The sequence below is a fragment of the Neptunomonas japonica JAMM 1380 genome (assembly GCF_016592555.1).
GTDB lineage: Bacteria > Pseudomonadota > Gammaproteobacteria > Pseudomonadales > Balneatricaceae > Neptunomonas > Neptunomonas japonica_A.
In genome coordinates, this window is record NZ_AP014546.1 from 3,933,101 (window position 1) to 3,960,037 (window position 26,937).

At 46.3% G+C, this 26,937-nt stretch carries 19 protein-coding genes, 3 tRNA genes and 3 rRNA genes; 9 read left to right on the forward strand and 16 right to left on the reverse strand.

From position 1 onward, the window contains the following. Positions 1 to 2: 2 nt before the first annotated feature. Complete coding sequence (locus tag NEJAP_RS18575; protein WP_201348585.1) at positions 3 to 908, reverse strand: hypothetical protein; 906 nt, start codon at positions 906 to 908, stop codon at positions 3 to 5. Positions 909 to 1,118: 210 nt separating this feature from the next. Between NEJAP_RS18575 and NEJAP_RS18580 the strand changes: the two genes are divergently transcribed. Next, a tRNA-Phe gene (locus tag NEJAP_RS18580) sits at positions 1,119 to 1,194 on the forward strand. A gap of 151 nt (positions 1,195 to 1,345) precedes the next feature. Here NEJAP_RS18580 and fabI read toward each other — a convergent pair. The 7 genes from fabI to tyrS all read right to left on the reverse strand — a co-directional run bounded on the left by fabI (position 1,346) and on the right by tyrS (position 9,330). Beyond that, positions 1,346 to 2,122, reverse strand: a complete 777-nt coding sequence (gene fabI, locus NEJAP_RS18585) for an enoyl-ACP reductase FabI (RefSeq protein ID WP_201348586.1) — start codon at positions 2,120 to 2,122, stop codon at positions 1,346 to 1,348. Positions 2,123 to 2,314: 192 nt separating this feature from the next. After that, positions 2,315 to 2,430 (reverse strand): 5S ribosomal RNA (gene rrf, locus NEJAP_RS18590). A 115-nt stretch (positions 2,431 to 2,545) separates the two neighbouring features. Beyond that, a 23S ribosomal RNA gene (locus NEJAP_RS18595) occupies positions 2,546 to 5,437 on the reverse strand. Between the two features lie 192 nt (positions 5,438 to 5,629). Next, positions 5,630 to 5,705, reverse strand: a tRNA-Ala gene (locus NEJAP_RS18600). Positions 5,706 to 5,754: 49 nt separating this feature from the next. Further along, positions 5,755 to 5,831, reverse strand: a tRNA-Ile gene (locus tag NEJAP_RS18605). A gap of 100 nt (positions 5,832 to 5,931) precedes the next feature. Continuing rightward, positions 5,932 to 7,474: ribosomal RNA gene (locus NEJAP_RS18610) — 16S ribosomal RNA — on the reverse strand. The 16S, 23S and 5S rRNA genes sit together here with 2 tRNA genes alongside, the layout of an rRNA operon. Before the next feature lie 560 nt (positions 7,475 to 8,034). Continuing rightward, positions 8,035 to 9,330, reverse strand: a complete 1,296-nt coding sequence (gene tyrS, locus NEJAP_RS18615; protein ID WP_201348587.1) for a tyrosine--tRNA ligase — start codon at positions 9,328 to 9,330, stop codon at positions 8,035 to 8,037. 193 nt (positions 9,331 to 9,523) lie between these two features. On the opposite strand from tyrS, the gene NEJAP_RS18620 reads away from it, so the two are divergent. Further along, positions 9,524 to 10,948 carry a peptidoglycan DD-metalloendopeptidase family protein gene (locus NEJAP_RS18620; RefSeq protein ID WP_201348588.1) on the forward strand — a complete coding sequence of 475 codons (1,425 nt, stop codon included), beginning with the start codon at positions 9,524 to 9,526 and terminating at the stop codon, positions 10,946 to 10,948. Between the two features lie 5 nt (positions 10,949 to 10,953). Further along, positions 10,954 to 12,060, forward strand: a complete 1,107-nt coding sequence (locus tag NEJAP_RS18625; RefSeq protein WP_201348589.1) for an anhydro-N-acetylmuramic acid kinase — start codon at positions 10,954 to 10,956, stop codon at positions 12,058 to 12,060. Positions 12,061 to 12,112: 52 nt separating this feature from the next. On the opposite strand, the gene erpA is transcribed toward NEJAP_RS18625, so the two are convergent. Both erpA and argC read right to left on the reverse strand, forming a co-directional pair. Continuing rightward, positions 12,113 to 12,463: an iron-sulfur cluster insertion protein ErpA gene (gene erpA / locus NEJAP_RS18630; protein ID WP_028470805.1), complete on the reverse strand. Its 351-nt coding sequence runs from the start codon at positions 12,461 to 12,463 to the stop codon at positions 12,113 to 12,115. A gap of 65 nt (positions 12,464 to 12,528) precedes the next feature. Continuing rightward, positions 12,529 to 13,560 (reverse strand): N-acetyl-gamma-glutamyl-phosphate reductase, encoded by a 1,032-nt coding sequence (argC, locus tag NEJAP_RS18635; RefSeq protein WP_201348590.1) that lies wholly within the window; start codon positions 13,558 to 13,560, stop codon positions 12,529 to 12,531. Positions 13,561 to 13,648: 88 nt separating this feature from the next. On the opposite strand from argC, the gene NEJAP_RS18640 reads away from it, so the two are divergent. Genes NEJAP_RS18640 through NEJAP_RS18655 form a run of 4 tightly spaced genes read left to right on the forward strand, consistent with a single transcriptional unit; the run spans position 13,649 to position 17,994 of the window. Further along, positions 13,649 to 15,415: a chloride channel protein gene (locus tag NEJAP_RS18640; protein WP_201348591.1), complete on the forward strand. Its 1,767-nt coding sequence runs from the start codon at positions 13,649 to 13,651 to the stop codon at positions 15,413 to 15,415. Then, positions 15,412 to 16,044, forward strand: coding sequence for a thiamine phosphate synthase (thiE, locus tag NEJAP_RS18645; RefSeq protein ID WP_201348592.1), 633 nt, complete (start codon positions 15,412 to 15,414; stop codon positions 16,042 to 16,044). The genes NEJAP_RS18640 and thiE overlap by 4 nt, the downstream gene beginning before the upstream one ends. A gap of 15 nt (positions 16,045 to 16,059) precedes the next feature. Continuing rightward, complete coding sequence (hemL, locus tag NEJAP_RS18650; protein WP_201348593.1) at positions 16,060 to 17,355, forward strand: glutamate-1-semialdehyde 2,1-aminomutase; 1,296 nt, start codon at positions 16,060 to 16,062, stop codon at positions 17,353 to 17,355. Positions 17,356 to 17,358: 3 nt separating this feature from the next. Further along, positions 17,359 to 17,994 carry a hypothetical protein gene (locus NEJAP_RS18655; RefSeq protein WP_236590996.1) on the forward strand — a complete coding sequence of 212 codons (636 nt, stop codon included), beginning with the start codon at positions 17,359 to 17,361 and terminating at the stop codon, positions 17,992 to 17,994. Positions 17,995 to 18,151: 157 nt separating this feature from the next. Here NEJAP_RS18655 and NEJAP_RS18660 read toward each other — a convergent pair whose 3' ends face one another. Then, the gene (locus NEJAP_RS18660; protein WP_201348595.1) at positions 18,152 to 18,760 is read right to left on the reverse strand and encodes a tetratricopeptide repeat protein; all 609 of its coding nucleotides are present in this window, start codon (positions 18,758 to 18,760) and stop codon (positions 18,152 to 18,154) included. Positions 18,761 to 18,762: 2 nt separating this feature from the next. Further along, on the reverse strand, positions 18,763 to 20,979 hold the full coding sequence (gene mrcB / locus NEJAP_RS18665; protein WP_236590997.1) for a penicillin-binding protein 1B: 2,217 nt from the start codon (positions 20,977 to 20,979) through the stop codon (positions 18,763 to 18,765). A 186-nt stretch (positions 20,980 to 21,165) separates the two neighbouring features. Here mrcB and NEJAP_RS18670 point away from each other — a divergent pair, with 186 nt between their 5' ends. After that, positions 21,166 to 22,713 carry an AAA family ATPase gene (locus NEJAP_RS18670; protein WP_201348597.1) on the forward strand — a complete coding sequence of 516 codons (1,548 nt, stop codon included), beginning with the start codon at positions 21,166 to 21,168 and terminating at the stop codon, positions 22,711 to 22,713. A gap of 31 nt (positions 22,714 to 22,744) precedes the next feature. On the opposite strand, the gene NEJAP_RS18675 is transcribed toward NEJAP_RS18670, so the two are convergent. From NEJAP_RS18675 to NEJAP_RS18685, 3 genes are read right to left on the reverse strand one after another with little or no spacing between them, the layout of a single operon-like run. Next, positions 22,745 to 23,521, reverse strand: a complete 777-nt coding sequence (locus NEJAP_RS18675) for an ATP-binding cassette domain-containing protein (protein WP_201348598.1) — start codon at positions 23,519 to 23,521, stop codon at positions 22,745 to 22,747. Then, on the reverse strand, positions 23,515 to 24,525 hold the full coding sequence (locus NEJAP_RS18680) for a FecCD family ABC transporter permease (RefSeq protein ID WP_201348599.1): 1,011 nt from the start codon (positions 24,523 to 24,525) through the stop codon (positions 23,515 to 23,517). Before NEJAP_RS18680 ends, NEJAP_RS18675 begins: the two co-directional genes overlap by 7 nt. Then, positions 24,525 to 25,331 (reverse strand): energy transducer TonB, encoded by an 807-nt coding sequence (locus tag NEJAP_RS18685; RefSeq protein ID WP_201348600.1) that lies wholly within the window; start codon positions 25,329 to 25,331, stop codon positions 24,525 to 24,527. The genes NEJAP_RS18680 and NEJAP_RS18685 overlap by 1 nt, the downstream gene beginning before the upstream one ends. Positions 25,332 to 25,438: 107 nt before the next feature. On the opposite strand from NEJAP_RS18685, the gene NEJAP_RS18690 reads away from it, so the two are divergent. Then, the gene (locus NEJAP_RS18690; RefSeq protein WP_201348601.1) at positions 25,439 to 25,765 is read left to right on the forward strand and encodes a Rieske (2Fe-2S) protein; all 327 of its coding nucleotides are present in this window, start codon (positions 25,439 to 25,441) and stop codon (positions 25,763 to 25,765) included. A gap of 2 nt (positions 25,766 to 25,767) precedes the next feature. On the opposite strand, the gene NEJAP_RS18695 is transcribed toward NEJAP_RS18690, so the two are convergent. Further along, positions 25,768 to 26,931 carry a pyridoxal phosphate-dependent aminotransferase gene (locus NEJAP_RS18695; protein WP_201348602.1) on the reverse strand — a complete coding sequence of 388 codons (1,164 nt, stop codon included), beginning with the start codon at positions 26,929 to 26,931 and terminating at the stop codon, positions 25,768 to 25,770. Positions 26,932 to 26,937 lie beyond the last annotated feature (6 nt).

Here is a 26,937-nt window from a genome sequence, read left to right on the forward strand (position 1 = left end):
GCTTATTTAGCTCCCTCATTACGTAACGCCGCAGCAATCGATAAAAAACACCGCTGCTGGAGGTCAATAGTTAAGGGAGTCTCGGATTCAATTACATCACCTAAATCCAGCGACTGAACATCCGCACCAAGATTATCTCTAAGTTCCATCATCAGAGGTGTCTCACCGACTTGCAAAGGCATTACAACAATCCTCAAACAGGGCGGTTTACCTATTTGGCTTTCAAAATAATCCATAGAGCGTTGTAAATCTAAAACAGCATTGTCTATTTGAGAGCTATGACTGTAAGACAAAGCCCTTGATAGATATAAACTGCTCAGCGACATCATATTGATAATGCTTTGCTGTTCATTGAGATACAAAATAGCGGTACCGGCCTCTACTTCACAGAGGTCTTCGGCGATATTCAACAAAGCTAATTCTGGGACATCAATACAAGCAGGTTCAAGATGAATGCTCTCCAGCCAAGCAGTCCGCTTTTCAACTAAATTTCGGTCAGCAGCCACGACGTAAAGCATCTTCCCTCGTCCTTTAAAGGCGTCTTCAGGAAGCTCAATAAAATCAATAATGGCATCATCAGTCGAATATTCAATGAGGTCTTTAACACGCCACAACAGAGCTTCTTTCAACTCTTCTTTAGGTACTTCTGGAGCCTCAACTAACAACAACTGGTATTCACCTGCTGACAATACCAAAGAGCAACGGCTGCCTTCTAAACCTAAGTTCAATATTTCTGCTGCAACAGACTGAGAATGAGTTAGAGGATCGTTAACCGACAGAAACGCAACATTAGATAACTTTCTCAGCTTACCCGCCAAAGACACTGATGCAACAGCTACACCCTCATGTGAGATATGAGCCGCAACCAAACCTTTTGCTTTGTTATTCTTTTTCCTGAACCTAAGCAAATCAGCCACCCCTTTCTACATCAATACTGCATCACAGCTGACAGATAATAAAATATTAAACCGTAAGTAAAAGCCCATTTTATATATAACGGCACATATTCATAATAGTTTAGGCGACATAACCTATTTAGCTAGCTGAATTAAATAGAAAAATAGAGAATAAGCTTGATATAAAGAGCGCTAAATGATTGAATACGCACCTCTTCTGATGCCCGGATAGCTCAGTCGGTAGAGCAGAGGATTGAAAATCCTCGTGTCGGTGGTTCGATTCCGCCTCCGGGCACCATCAATTAAGCCTTGCAGTTAAATGCAGGGCTTTTTTGTGTCTTACGCAGAAATAATTAGCAACAATTTCAGTGACTACACAAAAAGCAAAATAATAAATAAAAGGCAATAAAAAAGGCCTCATGAGAGACCTTTAAAAACATTAGGACACCTTACGCCATTATATGGTGACCTGCATCGACAAATAGCTGACTCCCTGTCTGACTAGAAGCCCAATCACTAATTAAGAACGCCGTTAAACGTCCAACATCATCAGGGCTACCTAAACGATGTAAAGGTGAGCGAGTCACAGCATCATCCATCAAACCATCAAAGTCGGTAATACCCGAACCAGCACGTGTCGGCATAGGGCCTGGTGACACGGAGTGCACCCTTATTCCACTTTCCCCAAGCTCAGATGCCATATAGCGTACAGAGCTCTCCAAAGCCGCTTTAACCGGCCCCATCATGCCATAATGGTCTACGACCTTCTCTGAGCCGTAATAAGTCATTGTAATCAATGTCCCACCATTATCCTTCATTAACGCTTCAGACAAACGCGCCGTACGAATAAATGAATGACAAGAAATATCCATGGCCATCCCAAAGCCTTGCGACGAAGAGTCCACTAAGCGGCCGTGCAACTCATCCAATGGCGACCAAGCAATAGAGTGGACAACAAAGTCTATTGTACCCCATTGCTTTTCTGCTTCTTTAAACACAGCTTCCAGCTCACCCGCTTTACTTACATCACAAGGAAGAAATAACGCTGTAGATAATTTTTCGGCAAGGGGGGCAACAAATGGTTTAGATTTTTCATTCAGATAGGTAATACAAAGCTCAGCACCTAATTCGCTCAATACTTCCGCACACCCGTATGCAATAGAATGACGATTAGCAATACCCAACACGATGCCACGCTTACCTTCTAAAGAAAAAGGGATACTCATTTTCTCTACTCCAAAAAGATTATTATGCTGCAATGCAATATAGGACAAAATACTTAGTATGCAAGTCAACACCGTTACTTTTTGGTGACAACTTAATGACCATTGACGCATCGCAGCAAAACCCCTTCGAACTCTTAAATCGCAGGCATAAAAAAACCCTGATCACGAAGTGATCAGGGTTCTCTATTAAAAGCTTGGCGATGACCTACTCTCACATGGGGAGACCCCACACTACCATCGGCGCTAAAACGTTTCACTTCTGAGTTCGGGATGGGATCAGGTGGTTCCATTTCGCTATGGTCGCCAAGCATAAACTGTCACAACATGGATTTGATGAAGGCTTTTCTTTGTCTTGGTCTATTCACAAGCACTACTCTGTAATCTTATCTTTACTACATGCTTCCCACACGCCTTTGGCGTTATATGGTCAAGCCTCACGAGCAATTAGTACTGGTTAGCTCAACGCCTCGCAGCGCTTCCACACCCAGCCTATCAACGTCTTAGTCTTAAACGGCTCTTTAGGGGAATCAAGTTCCCAGCGAGATCTCATCTTGAAGGGGGCTTCCCGCTTAGATGCTTTCAGCGGTTATCCCGTCCGAACGTAGCTACCCGGCAATGCCACTGGCGTGACAACCGGAACACCAGAGGTTCGTTCACTCCGGTCCTCTCGTACTAGGAGCAACTCTTCTCAAATCTCAAACGCCCACGGCAGATAGGGACCGAACTGTCTCACGACGTTCTAAACCCAGCTCGCGTACCACTTTAAATGGCGAACAGCCATACCCTTGGGACCGGCTTCAGCCCCAGGATGTGATGAGCCGACATCGAGGTGCCAAACTCCCCCGTCGATGTGAACTCTTGGGAGGAATCAGCCTGTTATCCCCGGAGTACCTTTTATCCGTTGAGCGATGGCCCTTCCATACAGAACCACCGGATCACTAGCACCTACTTTCGTACCTGCTCGACGTGTCTGTCTCGCAGTTAAGCACCCTTATGCGCTTGCACTCAATGCATGATTTCCGACCATGCTGAGGGTACCTTCGTGCTCCTCCGTTACTCTTTGGGAGGAGACCGCCCCAGTCAAACTACCCACCACACAATGTCCTCGATCCCGATTAGGGAACAGAGTTAGAACCTCAACAGTACCAGGCTGGTATTTCAAGATTGGCTCCACACGATCTAGCGACCATGCTTCAAAGCCTCCCAGCTATCCTACACAAGTAATGTCAAAGTCCACTGTGAAGCTATAGTAAAGGTTCACGGGGTCTTTCCGTCTAGCCGCGGGTACGCTGCATCTTCACAGCGATTTCAATTTCACTGAGTCTCGGGTGGAGACAGTGTGGCCATCGTTACGCCATTCGTGCAGGTCGGAACTTACCCGACAAGGAATTTCGCTACCTTAGGACCGTTATAGTTACGGCCGCCGTTTACCGGGGCTTCGATCAAGAGCTTCGCCGAAGCTAACCCCATCAATTAACCTTCCGGCACCGGGCAGGCGTCACACCCTATACGTCCACTTTCGTGTTTGCAGAGTGCTATGTTTTTAATAAACAGTCGCAGCCACCTGGTATCTTCGACTGCCAGCAGCTTAGAGCGTAAAGCTCATCACCGCCAGCAGCGTGCCTTCTCCCGAAGTTACGGCACCATTTTGCCTAGTTCCTTCACCCGAGTTCTCTCATGCGCCTTAGTATTCTCTACCTGACCACCTGTGTCGGTTTGGGGTACGGTTCGTTATAACCTGAAGCTTAGAAGCTTTTCCTGGAAGCATGGCATCAACAACTTCAGTCCTCAAGGGACCTCGTCATCGGTTCTCAGTCTTATAAGAGCCCGGATTTACCTAAGCTCTAAACCTACTACCTTAAACGCGGACAACCAACGCCGCGCTTGCCTAGCCTTCTCCGTCCCTCCATCGCAGTTATAACCAGTACGGGAATATTAACCCGTTTCCCATCGACTACGCATCTCTGCCTCGCCTTAGGGGCCGACTCACCCTGCCTCGAATAGCGTTGGACAGGAACCCTTGGTCTTCCGGCGGGGAGGTTTTTCACCTCCCTTATCGTTACTCATGTCAGCATTCGCACTTCTGATACCTCCACGGTGCCTCCCGGCTTCCGCTTCAACGGCTTACAGAACGCTCCTCTACCATGCCATAAATGGCATCCGCAGCTTCGGTGTCTAGTTTTAGCCCCGTTATATCTTCCGCGCAGGCCGACTCGACTAGTGAGCTATTACGCTTTCTTTAAAGGGTGGCTGCTTCTAAGCCAACCTCCTAGCTGTCTAAGCCTTCCCACATCGTTTCCCACTTAACTAGAACTTTGGGACCTTAGCTGGCGGTCTGGGTTGTTTCCCTTTTCACGACGGACGTTAGCACCCGCCGTGTGTCTCCCGTGATTGCACTCATTGGTATTCGGAGTTTGCATCGGGTTGGTAAGTCGGGATGACCCCCTAGCCGAAACAGTGCTCTACCCCCAATGGTGAGACACGAGGCGCTACCTAAATAGCTTTCGAGGAGAACCAGCTATCTCCGAGCTTGATTAGCCTTTCACTCCGATCCACAGGTCATCCGCTGGCTTTTCAACGACAGTCGGTTCGGTCCTCCAGTTGATGTTACTCAACCTTCAACCTGCCCATGGATAGATCGCTCGGTTTCGGGTCTAATCCCAGCAACTATACGCCCTATTAAGACTCGGTTTCCCTACGCCTCCCCTAAACGGTTAAGCTTGCTACTGAAATTAAGTCGCTGACCCATTATACAAAAGGTACGCAGTCACGGTCTCAAGGACCGCTCCCACTGCTTGTACGTACACGGTTTCAGGATCTATTTCACTCCCCTCACAGGGGTTCTTTTCGCCTTTCCCTCACGGTACTGGTTCACTATCGGTCAGTCAGGAGTATTTAGCCTTGGAGGATGGTCCCCCCATATTCAGACAGGATATCACGTGTCCCGTCCTACTCGATTTCATTGAAAATAGGTTTTCGCATACGGGGCTATCACCCACTACGGCCACACTTTCCAGTGTGTTCTGCTAACCACATCTCAACTTAAGGGCTGTTCCCCGTTCGCTCGCCGCTACTTAGGGAATCTCGGTTGATTTCTTTTCCTCCGGGTACTTAGATGTTTCAGTTCCCCGGGTTCGCCTCTAAACACCTATGTATTCAGTGTAAAGATACTCTATAAATAGAGTGGGTTTCCCCATTCAGAAATGTGAGGATCAAAGCTTGTTTACCAGCTCCCCTCACCTTATCGCAGGTTACAACGTCTTTCATCGCCTCTGACTGCCAAGGCATCCACCGTGCACGCTTTGTCACTTGACCATATAACCCGAAGGCGTCTGGCAAGAAACATGTTCTCGTAACGATAAAATTACTTTTGGCGCTTGTGTTTAAACAAGACTTTCTTTCATCAAATCCACATTGTTAAAGAGCGTTTAAAGCAAAAAGCTTTAAATGCTACACTCAAAAGATAATAAAACTCTCTTAAATATAATATTTAAAACTTTGTAGTAATGGTGGAGCTATGCGGGATCGAACCGCAGACCTCCTGCGTGCAAGGCAGGCGCTCTCCCAGCTGAGCTATAGCCCCATTATTGTGAGTATTGACACACTATCGATTTCTTGACCAATCGTGAAATTGGTAGGCCTGAGTGGACTTGAACCACCGACCTCACCCTTATCAGGGGTGCGCTCTAACCAGCTGAGCTACAAGCCTATCGCAGCGGTCACTTGGCAGACACCAAGTCACTCGTTTGCTCTCTTTACTTCGGTCAGATAATTCGTGTGAACGCTGTGCCAGAACTCGGCTTATCGTTTAAGGAGGTGATCCAGCCGCAGGTTCCCCTACGGCTACCTTGTTACGACTTCACCCCAGTCATGAACCACACCGTGGTAAACGTCCCCCCGAAGGTTAGACTATCTACTTCTGGTGCAATCCACTCCCATGGTGTGACGGGCGGTGTGTACAAGGCCCGGGAACGTATTCACCGTGGCATTCTGATCCACGATTACTAGCGATTCCGACTTCACGGAGTCGAGTTGCAGACTCCGATCCGGACTACGACCGGTTTTGTGAGATTAGCTTACCTTCGCAGGTTTGCAGCCCTCTGTACCGGCCATTGTAGCACGTGTGTAGCCCTACTCGTAAGGGCCATGATGACTTGACGTCGTCCCCACCTTCCTCCGGTTTGTCACCGGCAGTCTCCTTAGAGTTCCCACCATTACGTGCTGGCAAATAAGGACAAGGGTTGCGCTCGTTACGGGACTTAACCCAACATTTCACAACACGAGCTGACGACAGCCATGCAGCACCTGTCTCAGAGTTCCCGAAGGCACCAAGCTATCTCTAGCGAGTTCTCTGGATGTCAAGAGTAGGTAAGGTTCTTCGCGTTGCTTCGAATTAAACCACATGCTCCACCGCTTGTGCGGGCCCCCGTCAATTCATTTGAGTTTTAATCTTGCGACCGTACTCCCCAGGCGGTCAACTTATCGCGTTAGCTGCGCCACTAAAGAATCAAGTTCCCCAACGGCTAGTTGACATCGTTTACGGCGTGGACTACCAGGGTATCTAATCCTGTTTGCTCCCCACGCTTTCGCACCTCAGCGTCAGTATCAGACCAGGTGGCCGCCTTCGCCACTGATGTTCCTTCCTATATCTACGCATTTCACCGCTACACAGGAAATTCCACCACCCTCTTCTGTACTCTAGCTTGGCAGTATCAGGTGCAATTCCCAGGTTGAGCCCGGGGCTTTCACATCTGACTGACCAAGCCGCCTACGCGCGCTTTACGCCCAGTAATTCCGATTAACGCTCGGACCCTCCGTATTACCGCGGCTGCTGGCACGGAGTTAGCCGGTCCTTCTTCTGTTGCTAACGTCACAGATGTTACGTATTAAGTAACACCCTTTCCTCACAACTGAAAGTGCTTTACAACCCGAAGGCCTTCTTCACACACGCGGCATGGCTGCATCAGGGTTTCCCCCATTGTGCAATATTCCCCACTGCTGCCTCCCGTAGGAGTCTGGGCCGTGTCTCAGTCCCAGTGTGGCTGATCATCCTCTCAGACCAGCTAGAGATCGTCGCCTTGGTGAGCCTTTACCTCACCAACAAGCTAATCTCACGCAGGCTCATCTGATAGCGAAAGGTCCGAAGATCCCCTCCTTTCCCCCGTAGGGCGTATGCGGTATTAATCCAAATTTCTCTGGGCTATCCCCCACTACCAGGCAGATTCCTACGCGTTACTCACCCGTCCGCCGCTCGTCAGCAAAGTAGCAAGCTACTCTCTGTTACCGCTCGACTTGCATGTGTTAAGCCTGCCGCCAGCGTTCAATCTGAGCCATGATCAAACTCTTCAGTTTAAAATCATTGGTAATTTATCAATACCGGAGTATTAACAACTACCTAAATCTAGCTCAGGTTTTGCTAACTAAAAAACTTTATAAAACGTATGTTTCATTCTGTTCGCTAGGTTGCTTATCCTGATAAAGCTTTTGTAGCTTCGTCCTGACAAGCGCCCACACGAATTATCTGACCAATCTGTTAAAGAGCGCTTGAACGTGTCGTTCAAGTGAGGCGCATATTCTACCGAACGCCTCGCTGGTGTCAACCTTTATTTTGCAACTTTCTGAAACTCATTTGGCTGCAAAGCTCGACTCCAACTACTGATCTAAAATCCTTGAAAAGATGTTAATTATCAAAGAGTTAAAAACCAGCACCTTCTCATCTCAACCCGCCTTTTTGGCGGCATCCTTGGGAAGAGGTGCGCATTCTACAGACACCCCAAAAGGAGTCAACACCCTAGCCTAAAAAAAGTCACTTTTAGGGGAAATAAAGCTAAAAAACAACAAAGGCGCCACAAGGGCGCCTTTGATTAACTATTTAACAGGACATTCGAATACCCTAGCCAATAAGTCTTTTCTTATACGTAGAACAAGTGGTGCTTTTTCTTGCCTAACTTAACAAGGAAGTATTTTTGATGAAGACTGGCAGAGCGTGCAAAAACCTCTGCTCCTTTATTGTTGCTATCCAAACCTATAGCAACACCATTCACATTAACGGCATTACGCTGCAAAGCATCCTTTACTTGCTTACCGTTACCCATATCTGCATCAGACAACAAAGATGTTAGCAAGCCACCTTCTAGCGCTTCAAGGTCAAGTGCCGATGAAGGCAAACCATCTTGCTTCAACTGCTCAAAGTCCCCTTCGCTTAAATCCGTTAAGTTGCCACTAAACAGTGCGTCGGTAATACGCTGCGCAGCAACAAGGCCTTCTTCTTTATGAACCAGCCTTGTTACTTCACTCGCCAATATAGCTTGTGCTTCAGGGCGACCTTGGCGCTCTTTATCATCTGCTTCTATCTGATCAATTTCTGAAACACTTAAAAAAGTGAAGTATTTCAAGAACTGATACGCATCAGCATCAGCAACTTGTAGCCAGAATTGATAGAAGGCATAAGGAGATGTTTTTGAAGCAGATAACCAGATAGTACCGGATTCAGTTTTACCAAACTTAGTACCGTCAGACTTAGTCACCAATGGTAGCGTCATACCATAAGCACGATTGCCATTCATACGTCGCGTTAGCTCAGTACCGCCAGTAATGTTACCCCACTGGTCTGAACCACCGATTTGCAATGTGCACTCATGACTTTTGTTGAGCTGCTGAAAGTCAAACGACTGCAGAATCATGTAAGTAAACTCTGTAAAAGAGATGCCATCGCCGTCACGGTCAATACGCTGCTTAACAGACTCTTTTGCTATCATCTGGTTAACAGAAAAGTGCTTACCGACATCACGCAAAAAAGCCAGTACATCTAGGCCCCGCGTCCAATCTAAGTTATTAACAACAGCGGCACTGTTATCACCACAGTCAAAATCAATAAACGCGCTTACCTGTTCTTTAAGCTTATCAACCCAGCCAGCTACCGTTTCATCGTCGTTTAACTTACGCTCTTGAGCCTTAAAACTCGGATCACCTATTAAACCTGTCGCTCCACCAACCAGCGCTAATGGCTTATGGCCATACTGCTGGAAACGTTTCAAAGTTAACAATGGAACTAAGCTACCAATATGAAGACTGTCTGCCGTTGGGTCAAAGCCACAATAAAGCGTCACACTGTTCTCATTTAAATGATTCTCAAGCTCCTCTTCGCTGGTCATCTGCGCTATAAGGCCTCTCGCTTTAAAATCCTGTAACAGTGTTAACTCACTCATGTCGGGTCATTACCTTGTTAAATGTTAATACGGCACTCAATTGATGCGACATTCTACCCATAGCGTGAGTTTTGAACAAATTTCAATTACCAATGTCAATATTTTGACTTTTCAGCCGATACTACTTTAAGAAAATATCGTATATTACTGTTTTATATTCACTGATTAATAAATGGATCGTGAGAACTGAGCCATGCCAAACTTTTTACAACAGATCAAAGGCCGCTTCCCAACCGTACACCTTGCAGCCATCAGTATTTGCGGCGTTATTCTAAGTATCACGCTACTTCTTTTGCCTTCTGAAGAAGTCTCTGCGACAAAGAGCAACTTACAAACAGTTCAAACTTCTACAAATACTACCCATGCAGGCAGCGTTGACCAAACGTCACAAAGAGTACGTAAAAGTATTGTACTGGACCTAGCCCGCCCAACATCATCGCTACCAGAGAACCAGCGCGATGCAGCAACCTTTACTCCAGCACCAGAAACCGACGTAACGACAGCACTCCTTCAACCTACTGAAAACTGGATCTCTTACACTGTTCAAAAGAACGATAACCTAACGTCGCTCTTTAAGCGCGCTGGTCTAAACGCTCGCGATGTTTACAATATCAGCCAAGCTACCAAACATGATAACGAACTCAGCCGGCTCTACCCTGGCGAGTCACTTGCCTTTCTGATTGAAGAAGCCAGCCTCAAAAAACTAAAGTATGAAATCAGCCCATTAAAAACCCTTCTCATTGAATTAATCGATAATAAGTTTGCTGTTAATACGATCGAGCGCACGCCTGTTACTAAAGAGCATTATATAGAGGGTGTTATTGAAGGATCTTTATTCGTAGACGCAGAACGCGCTGGCTTATCGAATAATATGATTATGCAGTTCGCATCGATTTATGGCTGGGATATCGACTTCTCGCAAGACATCCGCAAAGGCGATAGCTTTCGTATTATTTATAATGAGCAATTCCTAGACGGGAAGAAAATTAGCGATGGTCATATCGTCGCGGCTCAGTTTATTAATAATGGTGAAAACCTTACCGCTATTCGTTATACCGACTCAGAAGGAAGCAGCAGCTACTACACACCTGATGGCCATAGCATGCGTAAGGCATTCCTACGCATGCCTATTAACTTTGCCCGTGTTAGCTCACGTTTTAACCTTTCTAGAAAACATCCTGTACTGAACAAAATACGTGCTCACAAAGGTGTCGACTACGCCGCATCCACAGGCACACCGATCAAAGCGTCAGGTGATGGTAAAGTCATCTGGAAAGGCAACAAGGGCGGCTATGGTCGTACCATCATTATTCAGCACGGCAGCAATATCACTACGTTATACGCTCATATGTCTAAGTATAATAAGAAATTGAAAAAGGGCAGCCGCGTAAAACAGGGACAAGCTATTGGTTATGTTGGTAAATCTGGGCTAGCTACAGGCCCACATCTGCATTATGAGTTTCGTGTAAACGGCGCTCACAAAAATCCAATGACGGTTAAATTCCCGCATGCGTCACCGGTTCCTAAAAAAGAGCTAGTCGCCTTTGGAGAAGTTGCCAGCCAAATGAAAAACCAATTTAAAACTTACGCTGCGACTCTATACGCCAGAGCGAATTAGTATTTATGAAAGCAGATATTTATATAGGCGTTATGTCGGGTACCAGCTTAGACGGTATTGATGTCGCTGCTGTTCGTATTGATGAGAAACTTAGCTTTATCAAAGCGCAGTGCTTCACTATTCCAGAGAAGGTTCGCCAAGATATTTTAGGACTAACTCAGCCTGCTGATAATGAGATCGAGAAATTAGGCCGACTTGATATAGAGCTGGGGCACTTATTTGCCGATAGCATCAATCAGTTTTTACAGTCAGCACCCTTTGATACTCGCCAAATAGTAGCGGTGGGATGTCATGGGCAAACGGTTCGCCATCGCCCTGAAGCCGGTTTCACCTTACAAATAGGCGATCCCAACACAATCGCTGAAACCACCAAGCTCACGGTTACTGCGGATTTTAGAAGAAGAGATATTGCTGCAGGTGGGCAAGGCGCTCCTTTGGTACCTGCTTTTCATAATAATGTGTTTCGTTCGGCAGATAAAAACCGAATCATTTTAAATATTGGCGGCATGTCCAACATTACGTTACTGCCTGCCGATAATTCAAAAGCGGTGACAGGTTATGACACTGGGCCTGGAAATATATTATTAGATGCGTGGATTAATAAACATTACGGCACTAGTTACGATAAAGCGGGCCAGTGGGCAGCTTCGGGCCAAGTAAACCAAGAGCTGCTACAACAATTACTCAGCTTACCCTTCTTTACGGAAGCCCCACCCAAGAGCACTGGAAGAGAGCAATTTCACCTTGACTGGCTAGAACAGGTTATCCACAACAGCCACCAGCACGTTTCAGCCGTTGATATTCAAGCCACATTGTTAGAACTAACCGCTCAGTCTATCGCTGCTGCCATTAACGCCGAAAACCTAACAAAGCCTGAGCTTTATATTTGCGGTGGCGGTGTGCATAACAACGTATTAACGGCCAGACTATCCTCGCTGGTTAAACATTCACATATAGGTACAACAGAAGAGCTAGGCTTACACCCAGACTGGGTTGAAGCGGCGGCATTTGGCTGGTTAGCTCATCAAACAATTAAACACCTACCCGGGAACTTACCAAGCGTGACAGGCGCTGCTCAAGAGCGAATATTAGGTGGGATTTATCAAGCATAGTAGATGAGATAAAAGTAAGCACAGCTAGCACTGTGCTTAAACTCATACTACATTAGATCGAAAATGATGAACCACAACCACAAGTCGTTGTTGCGTTCGGGTTTTCAATTTTAAACTGCGAACCCTGTAAACCTTCTTGATAATCAACTACAGACCCTTCTAGGTACTGTAAGCTCATGGGATCAACAACCATAAGGACACCCTGGTTCTCTATTTGGGTATCGTCCTCTGCGGTCTCTTCATCAAACGTAAAACCATAAGAGAAGCCAGAACAACCGCCGCCCGTAATAAAAACACGAAGCTTAAGATTATCGTTCTGATCTTCTTCTATTAGGCTTTTTACTTTTGCAGCAGCTGCATCTGTAAATACCATTGCCTCATTTAATGCCACTGATTCTGTCATATCGCTCTCTGTATCATTAAATCTGATCAGCCTATTCTCAATTAACCAAGCAATTTAGTCAAGTATCATGGCATAAGACCAACAAAAGATAAGCCTGCAGTCTCTTCAAAGCCAAACATGATATTCATATTTTGAATAGCTTGGCCTGCAGCACCCTTAACTAAATTATCAATGACTGATAAAACAACGACCGTGTCATCGTTTTGTGGACGGAAAACACTGATCCTGCACATATTAGAACCTTTCACACTGCGAGTCTCAGGATGGCTACCCGCAGGCAATACATCAACAAATGGTTCATCCTTATAACGCTCTTCAAACAGTGCCTGAAGCCCATCTTGCGGGTCTTTAAGCGTCGCGTACAAGGTAGAATGAATTCCTCGAATCATCGGCGTGAGGTGCGGAACAAACGTCAATCCAACTGGACGCTCTGCGGCCTCTGATAAACCTTGGCGAATTTCAGGGAGATGTCTATGGCCAGGAACTCCGTAGGCCTTCATGCTTTCACTCGTCTCACAAAGTAAAGCACCAACACTGGCACCACGGCCTGCACCACTAACACCCGACTTACAATCAGCAATCAAACGGCGATGGTCAATCAGTTTATTTTCTAGCAATGGCAAGAAACCAAGCTGAGTAGCTGTTGGGTAACAACCAGGACACGCAATAAGCTGTGCCGTCTTGATCTGTTCACGGTTTATCTCAGGCAAACCATAAACAGCCATTTCAACTAAATCAGGGCAAGTATGTTCAAGCTTGTACCATTGTGACCAAAGCTCAACATCTTTAATTCTAAAATCTGCACCCAAATCAATAACCCGCACACCCCTTTTGATCAGCTCAGGAGCCATCCCCATAGCCACACCATGTGGCGTAGCAAAAAACACCACATCACACGTAGAAAGTGTATCGGCATCCGGCACGGTAAACTGCAGATCATAATGCCCACGAAGGTTCGGAAACATATCAGCCACATAAACACCTTCTTCTGAACGCGAAGTAATTACTTTCACGTCCACATCAGGATGATTGGCGAGCAACCTTAAAAGTTCTACACCGGTATAACCTGTTCCACCTACGATACCTACATTAATCACTTTAACCTCTCATCGGCATGCAAAAACTGTTAACTTATAATACCGTTCAAGGGTCGTAAAAACTATCAGCAGTTGGTTAAAAAACTCAATGCAGAAATACCACTTATCATTGCAGTATTTTCGGGAGCGCTTAGCTCACTATGACGCACTACCTCAACTTGTTATTTTGGGGATGCTATCCGGGGTAATAACCGGCTTGCTGATGGTCCTCTTTCGTATGGCCGTTGAGTTACCACTCACCTACTGGTTGGGCCAAGCTGACAACTTCGAAAGTTTATCTACCACACAGCATTTGTTATGGCCCATTATAGGAAGCTGCCTCCTTATATTAATTTTTTATCTCTGGCCACAAGCCGCCAAACAAGTTGGTATGGTCAACCTTTTTGAGCGCCTCTCCTATTATCAGGGCCATATCCCGGGCAGAAGTATTGTCATGCAGTTCTTGTCTGCCACCATTGCTTTAGTCAGCGGACACTCTGTGGGTCGTGAAGGCCCTTCGATCTTTCTCGGTGCTGCCTGTAGTAGCCTCATAGGTCAACGTTTACGGCTGCCCAATAACTCATTGCGCCTATTAATTGGTTGTGGCGCTGCAGCGGCTATTTCAGCAGGTTTTAACACACCATTAGCCGGTGTTATCTTCGCGATGGAAGTGATTCTGCTGGAGTATACCGTCATCGGTTTTACACCCGTCATTGTTGCTGCTGTGTCTGCCGATATTGTTATGCGAAGCATCTTAGGGCATGAAAATGTTTTTGATGTGCCTTCCTTTGAGATCAATACATTAGCCGAAGTACCATGGGTCATGTTGCTAGGCGTTGTTGTGGGTTTATGTGCCGCGGTTTTTAATCACATATTGTTATCCGCCTATAAACTCGCACACTGGCCGGTTGCTGTACGCTTTATGTTAGCGGGTATTCTCACAGGCTTAGCCGCTATACTTTACCCAGAAGTGATGGGCATTGGTTATGACACCATCACCGAAACACTCTGGGGGCGATTAGATATCCAACTATTGTGTGGGTTATTGTTAGTTAAGCTGCTGCTTACTCCTTTTATTCTTGGCTTAGGCATTCCGGCAGGGCTTATAGGACCTACACTCTTTATTGGTGCTATTATCGGAGGGATTTGCGGCATTATCGGTGACTGGTCCACCGATATGGACGTATCGCATGTCGGCTTATATGTCATGCTGGGTATGGGGGGCATGATGGGTGCCGTACTCAATGCACCTTTGGCGGCACTGGTGGCATTACTCGAACTGACAGGAAACCCGAACATTATCTTTCCTGGCATGATTGCTATCGTCATCAGTAACCTAACTGTTCGCTACCTATTTAACCTGCCTTCGATCTTTCTATCTTCATTACAAGCTCAAGGACTCGATTACCGCCAAGAGCCAATTGCTCAAGCATTGTCCCGAGCAGCCGCCGCCAGTTTAATGGAAAGAAACTTTGTCGCGACTAATCATCTAATCAACACCTCCTCCGCACAGGAGGTGTTGGCAGAAGCGCCCCGCTGGATTCTTTTACAGGAAGTAGGGCAACCTGCCACATCCATCATGCTACCCAACGACTTACAAGACCATATAACACGCCAAGCCCAGCAAGATCAGGAGAAGGCAATACAGCCAGAAGCATCATTAGAACCACAGCCGCCGATTAACCTACTGGAAATTCCTGCTGAGCGCTTTAATATTGTGACACTCAGCTTTAGGGCAACACTTTATGAAGCCTTACAAAAGATGAATGAGCAAAACATCGCCAACCTGTGTATCACCAGTAACCAAGGCGAGATCATGGGTATACTCTCGCGCGCACAGATTGAATATTACTATACACATAAGCAGACTCTATGAATCCACTACACGGCCTGTACGCCATTACTGATAATACCCTCATGCCTGACGATCAGACATTATTGTCGTATGTTCAACAGGCGATTCTTGGCGGCGCTCACGTTATTCAATACAGAGATAAAACCTCTGATACTGAAAAGCGCTATCGCCAAGCACGTTTACTCAATGAATTATGCCGCGCACACAACCGTACATTTGTAATCAATGATGATGTGCAACTGGCACATCAATGCGGCGCGCATGGAGTACATATTGGGCAGAAAGATTCGGCGATAGAAATAGCACGCCAAACATTGGGGGCTAACGCCATCATTGGCGTGACTTGCCACGACCAACTATCACTGGCCAACAGCGCCGCGTTAGCTGGCGCAGACTATGTAGCCTTTGGTGCTTTTTTCCCCTCAAAAACCAAACCTAACGCAAAACCGGCACCGCTTTCGCTGTTAGGCGAAGCCAAATCAATACTCTCTTGTCCAATAGTGGCGATCGGAGGAATTACTGTGGATAATGCCAGCCAAACGATTACTGCAGGGGCTGATATGATTGCCGTAGTGCACTCACTTTTTGCCGCAGAGTCAATCACACAGCAAGCCGAGGCATTTGCCCACGCTTTCAACTGGAATGAATAAAGAAGGTTCATCAGCATGTCACGTTCAGAAGATCTTTTTCAAGCAGCCCAAACTCACATCCCCGGCGGTGTAAACTCGCCGGTTCGCGCATTTAAAGGCGTGGGCGGCACACCGGTATTTTTCAAAAAAGGGCAAGGCGCTTATCTTTTTGATGAAGATGATAATCAATATATCGATTATGTCGGCTCATGGGGCCCAATGATTTTAGGTCATGCTCTGCCTGAAGTTATTGATGCAGTTAAAAGCGTACTAGATAACGGTTTAGGATTTGGTGCACCGACCGAAATCGAAACTCAGATGGCTGATAAAGTATGTGAAATAATGCCTTCTATCGAAATGATCCGTATGGTCAGTTCAGGCACTGAGGCGACCATGAGTGCTATTCGCTTAGCACGTGGTTATACCGGCCGCGATAAAATCGTGAAGTTTGAAGGCTGCTACCATGGCCACTCTGACTCACTGCTAGTAAAAGCAGGTTCAGGCGCACTAACACTGGGCGAGCCCAACTCACCGGGCGTACCGGCATCTATCGCTGAACACACCATCACACTAACATTCAATGACATCGAAAATGTTCGCCAAGCATTTGAAGAAGTCGGCAGCGAGATTGCTTGTATCATCGTTGAACCGGTTGCCGGCAACATGAACTGTATACCACCTAAAGAAGGCTTCCTTGAAGGCTTGCGTGAAGTGTGTGACGAATACGGCACGGTACTTATTTTTGATGAAGTAATGACAGGTTTCCGTGTTGCCTTAGGCGGCGCCCAAGCCTATTACGGCATCAAACCAGACCTAACAACATTAGGTAAAGTTATCGGTGGCGGCTTGCCCGTCGGTGCTTTTGGTGGCAAACGCGAAATTATGGAACAGATCGCGCCTTTAGGGCCGGTTTACCAAGCGGGCACCCTATCAGGAAACCCGTTGTCGATGAATGCAGGTTTAGCCATGCTAAACGCTCTGACAGCGACACCGGGCATTCATGATCAGCTAGAGGCTAAAACTGATTACCTAACGCAAGGCTTAGAAGCCATGGCCATCTCAAAAGGTATTCCATTTACAACAACCGCTGTTGGCGGCATGTTTGGAATATTCTTCACAGATCAAAAAAATATCAGCAGCTTTGCACAAACAACGGCCTGCGATACTGAACGCTTTGGGCAGTTCTTCCAAGGCATGCTCAAAGAAGGCGTTTACCTAGCCCCTTCTGCATACGAAACAGGCTTTATGTCAGCAGCTATTTCTGAAGAAGATTTGGATCGCACCATTGCAGCAGCGGGACGTGTGTTTGATACCTTTGCTAAAAAAGCTTAGATGATGGCGACCTTTGCTAACCTGGCAATCATACTGAGCTGCGTTTTTTACGCGGCTCAGTTGTTTCGCCAACCAAAAACGCTAACCAGCAATAACAGATCACTCGTGCTGCTACTGTTGTTATGTATCGTATTGATATTAGCCTCTGCCGCTGGCCAGCTACTCATCAGCGAACAAAGTCAAAACTCACAAACCCTACAACGCCTGCTCAGCAATATGAAAGATTATTTAGCGATTCCGCTAATTGCCTCTCTATTACTAGCCACCAGCTTTAATAAGTTCTGGTCTCGCGCTGGCTGGGGCCGATGGGTGTTGGTGTTAATTGCGATGTTTGAGTTAGCACGTAGAGCCGAATTTGGTGAGCAGTACGCAATGGTGCTCTCAGGAATCACATCCGTGGCACTGCTGCTAGCCTTTGTTCGCTACAGCCAAGCAAATATTCGTCTGCTAGGGTTAGTCGGCGCACTGTTAGCGGGTTTATCGGTGGCTGTTTACGGAACGCTTTCTATATTACCAGAGTATCAAAATGCCCTGTTCAGCGATGGCCTACTAGCGATTAGCCTTGTGGCTTTAGGATTAGCGACGAGGGAAGTTATTTCTTTGTTTCAAAATCAGGGAGCGGTATCTACTAGCATGTAAGTATTCATATGCTGCTTAAAACAAATACCACACTGCAAAGTGCGGTATTTAATGAATAGCATTAGCCCCTCCAACAAAAAAGACCATTGAATTCTCATCCAATGGCCTTTCTCAAATAGCTAAACCCTACAGATATCTAGCTGCTTTACATTGCTTACTAATAGCGTCTTGCTACGGCAGCTGCTTTATCAGCCCCTTCTAGGTCACCGGCATCCGTGCGAATAGAAGCAATCAACTGCCATAAGCGACGTAGTTTAGTGCTCTGCCCTTGCGCTATTCCTACGCCTTTAAGGGCGACTTGCTCGGCTTGTAAAAACTCACCTAAACGTCGGTGCGTGTCAGCTAGGGAGTAATACACTTCTGGATCTTTAGGGGCGATACGCTGTGCACGTTGCAAACTAGTTTGCGCCGAACGTAATTGACCATTATTAGTTTGCTTGCGCGCCGTAGCAAGCAGTGCAACAGCAGCAGGGTTTTGCTTAGACTGTAAAACTACTTTAGGGGCAACAGGGACTGACGTTCCTACGCTATTCTCTTCACTGGTGTTGTCACCACGTTGTGGACGAAAAACCGGTGACGGAGCGACAGGGGTAACCGTAACGCCTGTAGTGATATCTACCGGTGTAACGACGCCGTTACTTTCCTGCTGAGGTCGCGTTGTTGAGCGGTCCTCAATAGGTGTATTGTAAATACCTTGCGTTGTACAACCCGTCAAAACGACTAAGGCACTCATAGCGACTAGCTTCATCTGTGTATTAAAATTCATTCTCACTCCTGCCTAAACCAACGCCGAAACCAGTCAAGTGGTTTTGATTCGCTATTCTGAACAGGTTCTACTCCACAATCAACTCGATACTGCGGTTTACTACCATTCTGGAAAGGAACGGGGATAGCACCTTGGCAACGCTCATCCGATAAGTAACCTGTTTCCTTATCAACCCAGAGGTATTCCACCCCTTCTGGCACGGGTGCTTGGAACGGCTCTGGCTTGTCGGCTTTCATGTAGGCAGTCCAAACTTTAAGTGCACCACCTGACCCTGTAAACGGCAAGGCGCTGTTATCATCTCGTCCTAGCCATACAACCGCCAAGCGGCTTCCGGTAAAGCCTGCAAACCAACTATCGCGCTGATCATTAGAGGTACCCGTTTTGCCTGCCACATTTAGGTTGGATGGCAAGTGTGAATAAACCGAACGCGCGGTACCTTCACGGGCAACTTCTTGCATTGCATACTGCAGGAGATGAACACTTTCAGCAGAAACGGTTTGCTTCACCTTAAAAGGATATCTGGATAACTCCATACCTTGGCTATCTGTCACCATGCGTATAGCTCGCAACGGCATCTGAAAACCATTAGCAGCAATTGTCTGGTACATAGTTGCGACTTCAACTGCAGGTAAGCCTTGAGCACCGAGTAACAGCGAAGGATATTCATCCATCTCACGGCTGACACCGAGGTCTTGCATGGTGCCTATCACTTTATTAACACCTAATGACATGCCAAGATTAGCTGTGGATAAGTTATAAGATCGCGCTAATGCATGGTGTAGAGGCACTACACCATGAGATTTTTTATCAAAGTTTTGCGGCTCCCACACTTGCCCACTAGGCATTTCAACAGATACGGGCTCATCATCTAACGGCGATACTAATGAATATCCATTTTCCAATGCCGTTAAATAAACTGCAGGTTTGACTAAAGATCCAATCGGCCTGACAGCATCAAGTGCGCGGTTAAAGCCCTCATATCGGGTACTTTTTCCGCCAATGATGCTCAGTACTTCACCGGTTTGTGGGTCCGTCACTACCATGCTGCCTTCAAGATCAGCTGCACGCTTTCCGTAACGTTTTTCCAAGCTTTTTATCGTGCTGACCAGTGCAGTTTCGGCCTTTGCTTGCACAATAGGGTTCAAGCCCGTAAAGACTCGTAGCCCTTCTGTGCGCAAATCTTCCTCGTGATAACTTTCACGTAGTTGGCGTTTAACTAAGTCCAGATACGCAGGATACGCGCCTTTTAGTAAGCTTTTCTGCTTAACAACACCTAGCGATTTTTTAATGGTCTTTTGGTACGTATCTTCGCTGATTTTGCCCTCGTCACGCAGTACTCTTAATACTAGGTCACGGCGCTTTTTGGCACGCTCGGGGTGACGACGCGGATCGTAGTAAGAAGGGCCTTTAACCATGCCAGCTAATAGTGCGACTTGTGATAATTGGAGCTCTTGCAGAGGTTGAGAGAAGTAATACTGTGCGGCTAAACCAAAACCATGAATAGCACGAGAACCTTCCTGCCCTAAATAGACCTCGTTAAGGTAGGCCTCTAAAATTTCATCTTTGCTGTAGTGAAAGTCCAATAGAATCGCCATTGGAATTTCCATTAATTTCCGTGCCAACGTTCGATCAGATGTCAGATAAAAATTCTTAATCAACTGTTGAGTCAGCGTGCTACCACCCTGCACAAAGCGCCCAACACGAAGGTTGACCCACATAGCGCGGGCAATACCTTTAGGCGATACACCAAAGTGCTCATAATAGCTCTGATCTTCAATAGCGATTAGCGCATCGGTTAGGCTAGTCGGCGCTTCGTCTAAACGAATCAGATCCCTGTCTTCATTATTTTGCGGATAAATGCCGCCAATTAGCACTGGTTCAAGACGTGCTAAGTTAACCGTTTGTCCTTTGCTATTTCGAATTCTGGATAATTGCTCACCCTTAAAATCTAATAGCAGCTTTTGAGAACGCTCCAACCCATCAGGAAACTCAAACCCTCGCGTATAAACGCGTATGCGTCTTTTAGCTATTTCAGCTTGTCCTGGCTGTGATGCTTTAGAGACGAGCTGATAACCTAAACCAGCAAGCTCAACCTTCACATCTTTGGTGGAGATGGTTAGTCCAGAGTACAACTCTAATGGCCGAGCATAGACTTTTGCAGGCAAAGCCCAGCGTTTTCCCTCAAATTGCTGGCGTATTTGAGCATCAAGGTATATCAACCCAATAGAGCCTATTACGGCGCCAATTAAGGTCAATTTTAGTAAAAATACGCCAAAAGAACGCCATAGGCTTTTCTTAACCTGCGGCTTTGCCTTTCTTTTTCGAGACGTTTTTTTGCTGGTGTTCTCTTTTTGTTCATCAAGCCCGTATAATTCCTTAACTTTTCAGACAATATCGAAGGTTACATGCTAGCCAAATTGATTACAGCGCTCACTTGCCCCTCATTTTACCCTCACTCGGTAGAAGCGCCGATACGTGTTATCGAAACACATATCTCTTGGCTTTTATTAACCGGCGAGTATGCCTATAAAATAAAAAAGCCTGTCGATTTTGGTTTCCTCGACTTTACAACGCTGAAGCAACGCCGCTACTTTTGCGAAGAAGAGCTACGTTTGAACCAACGCTTAGCGCCAGATATCTATGATACGCTAATCGCTATCGTTGGTTCGCCTGAAAAGCCGCAATTAATAGAAGCTTCACAACTCGGCGAAGATGAGCCATTCGAGTATGCCGTACGAATGTATCAGTTTGATTCTGAACTGCGGCTGGATCTTATCCTTGATCGGCAACGATTTGAACCAGCATGGATCGATATGTTGGCTGAACAGATCGCTCATTTTCATACCCGTACTCCTCGTGTCGCACAAAACAGCCCATGGGGCGAGTCTGACACTATCTGGGGCGTTGTTTCAGATAATTACCAGCACATCAGCGAGCATCAGCTAGAAGCTCACGATTGGCAGCAATTACAGTTTCTCTCGCAACGCACCTCACAACAGTTTCGAAAGTTAGAAGCGTCAATCAAACGTCGTAAACAAGATGGCTACATTCGCGAATGCCACGGCGATCTTCACTTAGGCAATATTGCCCTCTATCATGGTCAACTGCGCCTATTCGATTGCATTGAATTTAATCTGCAATTTCGTTGGATAGACACCATTTGTGACTTAGCGTTCCTTCTTATGGATTTAGAAGTGAAGGGCCAATATCGTTGGGCAAACCGCTGCCTTAACCGTTATCTCGAGCTTACTGGGGACTACGAAGGGCTAACCCTTCTCAACTTTTATAAATCGTATCGTTCGATGGTACGCGCTAAAGTCTCTATGCTCGGCGATAATCCAGATATCCTAACGTTTAGACGTTATCTGCTATTAACCAAGTCTTATGCCCATCAAAAGAAGCCATCGTTATTCTTGATGCATGGTGTATCAGGTAGTGGCAAAAGTTATCTGTGCAGCCAATTGGTTGAAAGGCTGGACTGTATAAGAATACGCTCTGACGTGGAACGAAAACGTCTTTACCGCGAACTTTGCCTGCGCGGCGAGCATCTGGACCTTTATGGTCAAGAGATGAACGCGCGTACTTTTCAACACTTATTAAACTTATCCACAGCCCTCTTAAAGAGCGGGTACTCCGTTATTGTTGATGCTACCTTTATTAGACAACGCACCCGCCAAAGCTATATGGATCTTGCTATCTCTCTTGATATTCCTATGCGTATCATCAGCTGTTATTGCGAGCCAAAATTAATAGAAGCACGACTGGCAAGGCGCAGTGAAGAAGGCGGAGACGCTTCAGATGCTGATATTTCTGTTATGCAGAACCAATTAAAACATCAGCAAAAACTGACGGATGCAGAACTAAAAAGTAGCTTACAGATTGATACTGATAGCGATGATGCCATCAATATTGTGGTGAGTCAGCTTATTGCCCAAGGATTGGTAGAGCCTTAGAGTTTACGATTTAGAACCTAAAATTTAAAGCTTACCGCTCAGATAGAGCGCTAGGCTGGGCAAAAAAGAGCGTCTGGCCAAAAGCTTCTGTTTTATTAATTTGGGTTTGGAACACCGACGAGAGTATTTCAGGCTGCATCACTTCATTCGACGTGCCAGTTTGGACAATTTGTCCTTTATCCATCAGAGTTACCTTATCGGCAAATTGCGCGGCTAACGACAAATCATGCACAATTAGCAACACCCCTTTACCCTCGTTGGCCATCTGTTTAAGCTGCTGCATAACGGCAATTTGGTGCTTCAAATCAATCGCTTTTAATGGCTCATCCAGCAGCACATATAGCGTGTTTTTAGTTACCTGAACCAATAGCCGTGCTAAATGGGTACGTTGCTTTTCCCCACCGGATAATGTTGTATAGTCACGCTTTGCAAGATGCATAACATCCATTGCTTTCATAGCATCAACTATCGCGTTATCAGGCGACTGTAATGTCTTATCAACTAGATAAGCGCCCATAGAAACCACTTCTTGTACCTGAAAAGAGAAATCAAGTGGTTGCTCTTGTAACAACACCGATAGAATAAGTGAGCGCTCACTTATTCCAATATTGTGAATATCTACAGTATCTAATAACACCTTACCAACGTCTGCTTTGAGCAACCCCGCTAAGGCTTTAAGTAAGCTACTTTTTCCTGCTCCATTAGGGCCTAAAATAACATGTAAGCCCTGCGGTTTTATGTCGAGACTAATATCATTTAGCAAGGTGCTTCCATAACGACTTACCACTAATGATTCAGCTTTCAACATGCACCACGCTCCCGTTGTCGATAGCTAATCATAAAGAGAAATACCGGCCCACCGATCAGAGCAGTAATCAAACCAATAGGCAACTCAGCCGGCGCGGCTACATTACGCGCCACAAGATCAGCAATTAACAACAATAGAGCACCGCTTAAAAAAGACATTGGCAACAGAAAGCGGTTGTCTGGCCCGTTAATGAGCCTAACCAAATGCGGTACAACCAAGCCCACAAAACCAATTAAACCCACCATAGACACCACTGCACCGACAATCAGTGCGGTTATCACAACCAAACGACGTTGAGTCTTGTCTACATCCACTCCTAATAGCATCGCCTGCTGTTCACCCAGTAAGAGTATGTTCAGTGCTGCTGCATGGCGAACCAGTACAGGAACAAAGACACTACTGATGATCAACAGCAATAACACTGCCCACCAAGAGGCTGCCTGTACATTACCCATCAACCAGAACGTTACTTGTCGCAAGGTCATACTATCTGATATGTATTTGAGCCCAGCAATACCCGCACCTGCAATAGTATTAATGGCGATACCGGTTAACAGTAACGTTAGGGATGAGATCCCCGATGCGCTTCGTGCAATACGTATCACTAGAAAAGTAACGAGCATGCCGCCCAAAAATGCAGCCAGCGGCATGCCTGCCGACAACCACACACTCGCACCCAAGGTTGCAGACGCAACGACTTGCCATGTCACTGCAGCTAATGCCGCACCACCAGCCACACCAATTAAACCAGGGTCAGCCAACGGGTTACGAAATAAAGCCTGCACCACAGCACCAGAGATCGCTAACAAACCGCCGCAAAGCATAACAACTAGAATTCTTGGTAAGCGCAGCTCATAAAGAATGCGACGTGTTAAATCACTCCCCTCCCACAAATCTGTCAGAGGAAGAACCGATGAGCCATTTAACAAAGACATCAACACCATTAGCGGCAATAACATCAGCACCACAACCCAGAAACTAGCTTTGGCTCTCGCATTCGACATTATTTTCTTCCTACAAGAGAAAAACGCACCGGAATACTTGCTTGTGCTGCTACAGCTTTGCCTGCCCGAACAGCTGGCACAAAATGCCATTGACGGGCAGCTTTCACTGCAGCCTTATCAAGTATCGAATATCCTGAGCTTGTGTCAATTACCACGCGCTCTACCAAGCCTGTAGAACTGATATGCAAGACCAGCATGACCATGCCTTCTAATCCCCTTCGTGTAGCCATACGGGGGTAATTAGGTTGAACTGGCACCTCTCGGTAATTTAGTGCTCGATAGTCTATGACAAATACTGATTGATCAAGATTAGCGCTTTTCTGGACAGAATCATTACTACTTGTCGCATGATCAATAGATGCTTTTGCGACCACTTTACTATCGTTAGTGCTGCTTTGAGAGTGTACTGGTTCGAGCGGTTTTGACATTGTTTTTTGCACAACAGGAGCCGCTTTAACCACCTTAGATTGCGGTTGCGGTTGCGGTTGCGGTTGCGGTTGCGGTTGCGGTTGCGGTTGCGGTTGCGGTTGCGGTTGCGGTTGCGGTTGCGGTTGCGGTTGCGGTTGCGGTTGCGGTTGCGGTTCAGCCTTTTCTTCTATGGGAGGGGCGTCAAGTTTTGGTACGTTGGTTAAGCGACTATTTAATCTAATACTTTGGGAGGACACCGCGGCCAGGTCATGGCCAGAGCTTTGTGCAGAACTTTGTTGGGACCAAATAAACAATGCATGAACACCTGCCGAGCACAGTAATAACAGCAAAAAACGCATCGAATAATGATTAAGTAGCACGCTGTATTCCCGCTTCATCAGGCAGTATCATAGGCCCGCATTATAAACACTTATGCACAGCCCATGGTTGAATGCTCTTCATCATGATACGCGCTGGATTCACTTTTCCCCACATGAGACTCGATATGCAATTACTTTGCTCTCTCGACACATTACCCACAGATACCTCAAAAGGCTTCCAACTGAACGATATCTCCCTACTGGCGGTGAATAAACACGATAATATTCATGTCTATCTGAATCAATGCCCGCATCGCGGAGTTCCATTAGAGTGGCAGCCCGATCAGTTTCTCGATCTAGATAAAAACTTTATCCAATGCGCTACCCATGGGGCTCTGTTTCGCATCGAAGATGGTGAATGTATTGCAGGACCTTGCCCAGGAGAAATGCTTACATCTATTCCAACTAAAATAGATCAAGGGCAAATTTGGGTAAACCTGCCCTCAACTTAAAATTAGCCATTAATTTTTGCTTTGAGCCTGCTCAAAGCAAGTTCAATACGATCCAGACTAGTGGTGTATGAAAAACGAATGAATTGATTTGCCCGGTATGAGCCAAAATCTAGGCCGGGTGTTACCGCAACATGCAACTCTTCCAATACATTCCAACAGTAATCGAATGAATTATCCGTTAAATGCGATGCGTCCGCATAAACATAAAATGCACCTTCCGGCATGACTGGAATTTTAAAACCTAGTTTTCTTAAACCATCCACCAGCACATTTCTGCGTATCTCAAACTGGTGACGTCTCTCTTCCAGAATCGCCAACGTCTCAGGCTCAAAAGCCGCTACGGCTGCATATTGCGATACCGTTGTTGGTGAAATATATACATTTTGTGCCAATTTTTCTATTTCGGGTACCGCCGCTTCAGGAGCAACGACCCAACCCAAGCGCCAGCCAGTCATACCAAAATATTTAGAGAAACTATTAATAACAAAAGCATTAGGGTCAACTTCCAATACCGATGGCGCATCAAAGCCATAGGTAAGGCCGTGGTACAGCTCATCCACCACTAAAGCCCCCTGCTTTTCTCTTACTACTTCAGCAATAGCCGCCAGCTCGTCACGATGTAATACAGAACCTGTTGGGTTGGCTGGCGACGCCAACAAAACTCCGGCTGTACTTTCATTCCACTCTTGGCGAATCAACTCAGGTGTAAGCTGAAAATTCTGTTCCGCCGAAACCGGAACGAGTTGTCCACGCGCCTCTAACATTCGTAAAATTTGACGATTACACGGATAGCCCGGATCACTCATCATAAAGCTAGTATCAGGGTCAGCTAACAGACCAAATACCAATAGCAACGCACCTGATGCACCCGAAGTAACGACTATCCGTTCAGCGGCGATATCCAAGTCGTAACGATATTTATAGAAGCGCGATATGGCTTGGCGTAGTTCAGGAATTCCCGCTGCCGGCGTATATTGTGTGAGACCTTGATCGATAGCCCGATGCGCCGCCTCTTTAATAAGCGGGGCCGTATTAAAATCAGGCTCACCTGCTTCCATATGCACAACATCGTTGCCTTGAGCCTCTAATTCCTTGGCTCTTTTCAGTAAGTCCATTACTTTAAAAGATTCCATTTCGCGCGCGCGCCCAGTCCACTGACTATCCATTTTAAA

Bases quoted from the DNA above. Each gene is read 5' to 3' on its own strand.
- NEJAP_RS18640 (WP_201348591.1), top strand. From the start codon at position 13,649: ATGCAGAAATACCACTTATCATTGCAGTATTTTCGGGAGCGCTTAGCT.
- NEJAP_RS18695 (WP_201348602.1), bottom strand. From the start codon at position 26,931: ATGGATAGTCAGTGGACTGGGCGCGCGCGCGAAATGGAATCTTTTAAA.
- hemL (WP_201348593.1), top strand. From the start codon at position 16,060: ATGTCACGTTCAGAAGATCTTTTTCAAGCAGCCCAAACTCACATCCCC.
- NEJAP_RS18680 (WP_201348599.1), bottom strand. From the start codon at position 24,525: ATGTCGAATGCGAGAGCCAAAGCTAGTTTCTGGGTTGTGGTGCTGATG.
- NEJAP_RS18690 (WP_201348601.1), top strand. From the start codon at position 25,439: ATGCAATTACTTTGCTCTCTCGACACATTACCCACAGATACCTCAAAA.
- NEJAP_RS18675 (WP_201348598.1), bottom strand. From the start codon at position 23,521: ATGTTGAAAGCTGAATCATTAGTGGTAAGTCGTTATGGAAGCACCTTG.
- thiE (WP_201348592.1), top strand. From the start codon at position 15,412: ATGAATCCACTACACGGCCTGTACGCCATTACTGATAATACCCTCATG.
- NEJAP_RS18670 (WP_201348597.1), top strand. From the start codon at position 21,166: ATGCTAGCCAAATTGATTACAGCGCTCACTTGCCCCTCATTTTACCCT.
- NEJAP_RS18655 (WP_236590996.1), top strand. From the start codon at position 17,359: ATGGCGACCTTTGCTAACCTGGCAATCATACTGAGCTGCGTTTTTTAC.
- NEJAP_RS18625 (WP_201348589.1), top strand. From the start codon at position 10,954: ATGAAAGCAGATATTTATATAGGCGTTATGTCGGGTACCAGCTTAGAC.
- NEJAP_RS18620 (WP_201348588.1), top strand. From the start codon at position 9,524: ATGCCAAACTTTTTACAACAGATCAAAGGCCGCTTCCCAACCGTACAC.
- NEJAP_RS18660 (WP_201348595.1), bottom strand. From the start codon at position 18,760: ATGAATTTTAATACACAGATGAAGCTAGTCGCTATGAGTGCCTTAGTC.
- fabI (WP_201348586.1), bottom strand. From the start codon at position 2,122: ATGAGTATCCCTTTTTCTTTAGAAGGTAAGCGTGGCATCGTGTTGGGT.
- tyrS (WP_201348587.1), bottom strand. From the start codon at position 9,330: ATGAGTGAGTTAACACTGTTACAGGATTTTAAAGCGAGAGGCCTTATA.
- NEJAP_RS18685 (WP_201348600.1), bottom strand. From the start codon at position 25,331: ATGAAGCGGGAATACAGCGTGCTACTTAATCATTATTCGATGCGTTTT.
- erpA (WP_028470805.1), bottom strand. From the start codon at position 12,463: ATGACAGAATCAGTGGCATTAAATGAGGCAATGGTATTTACAGATGCA.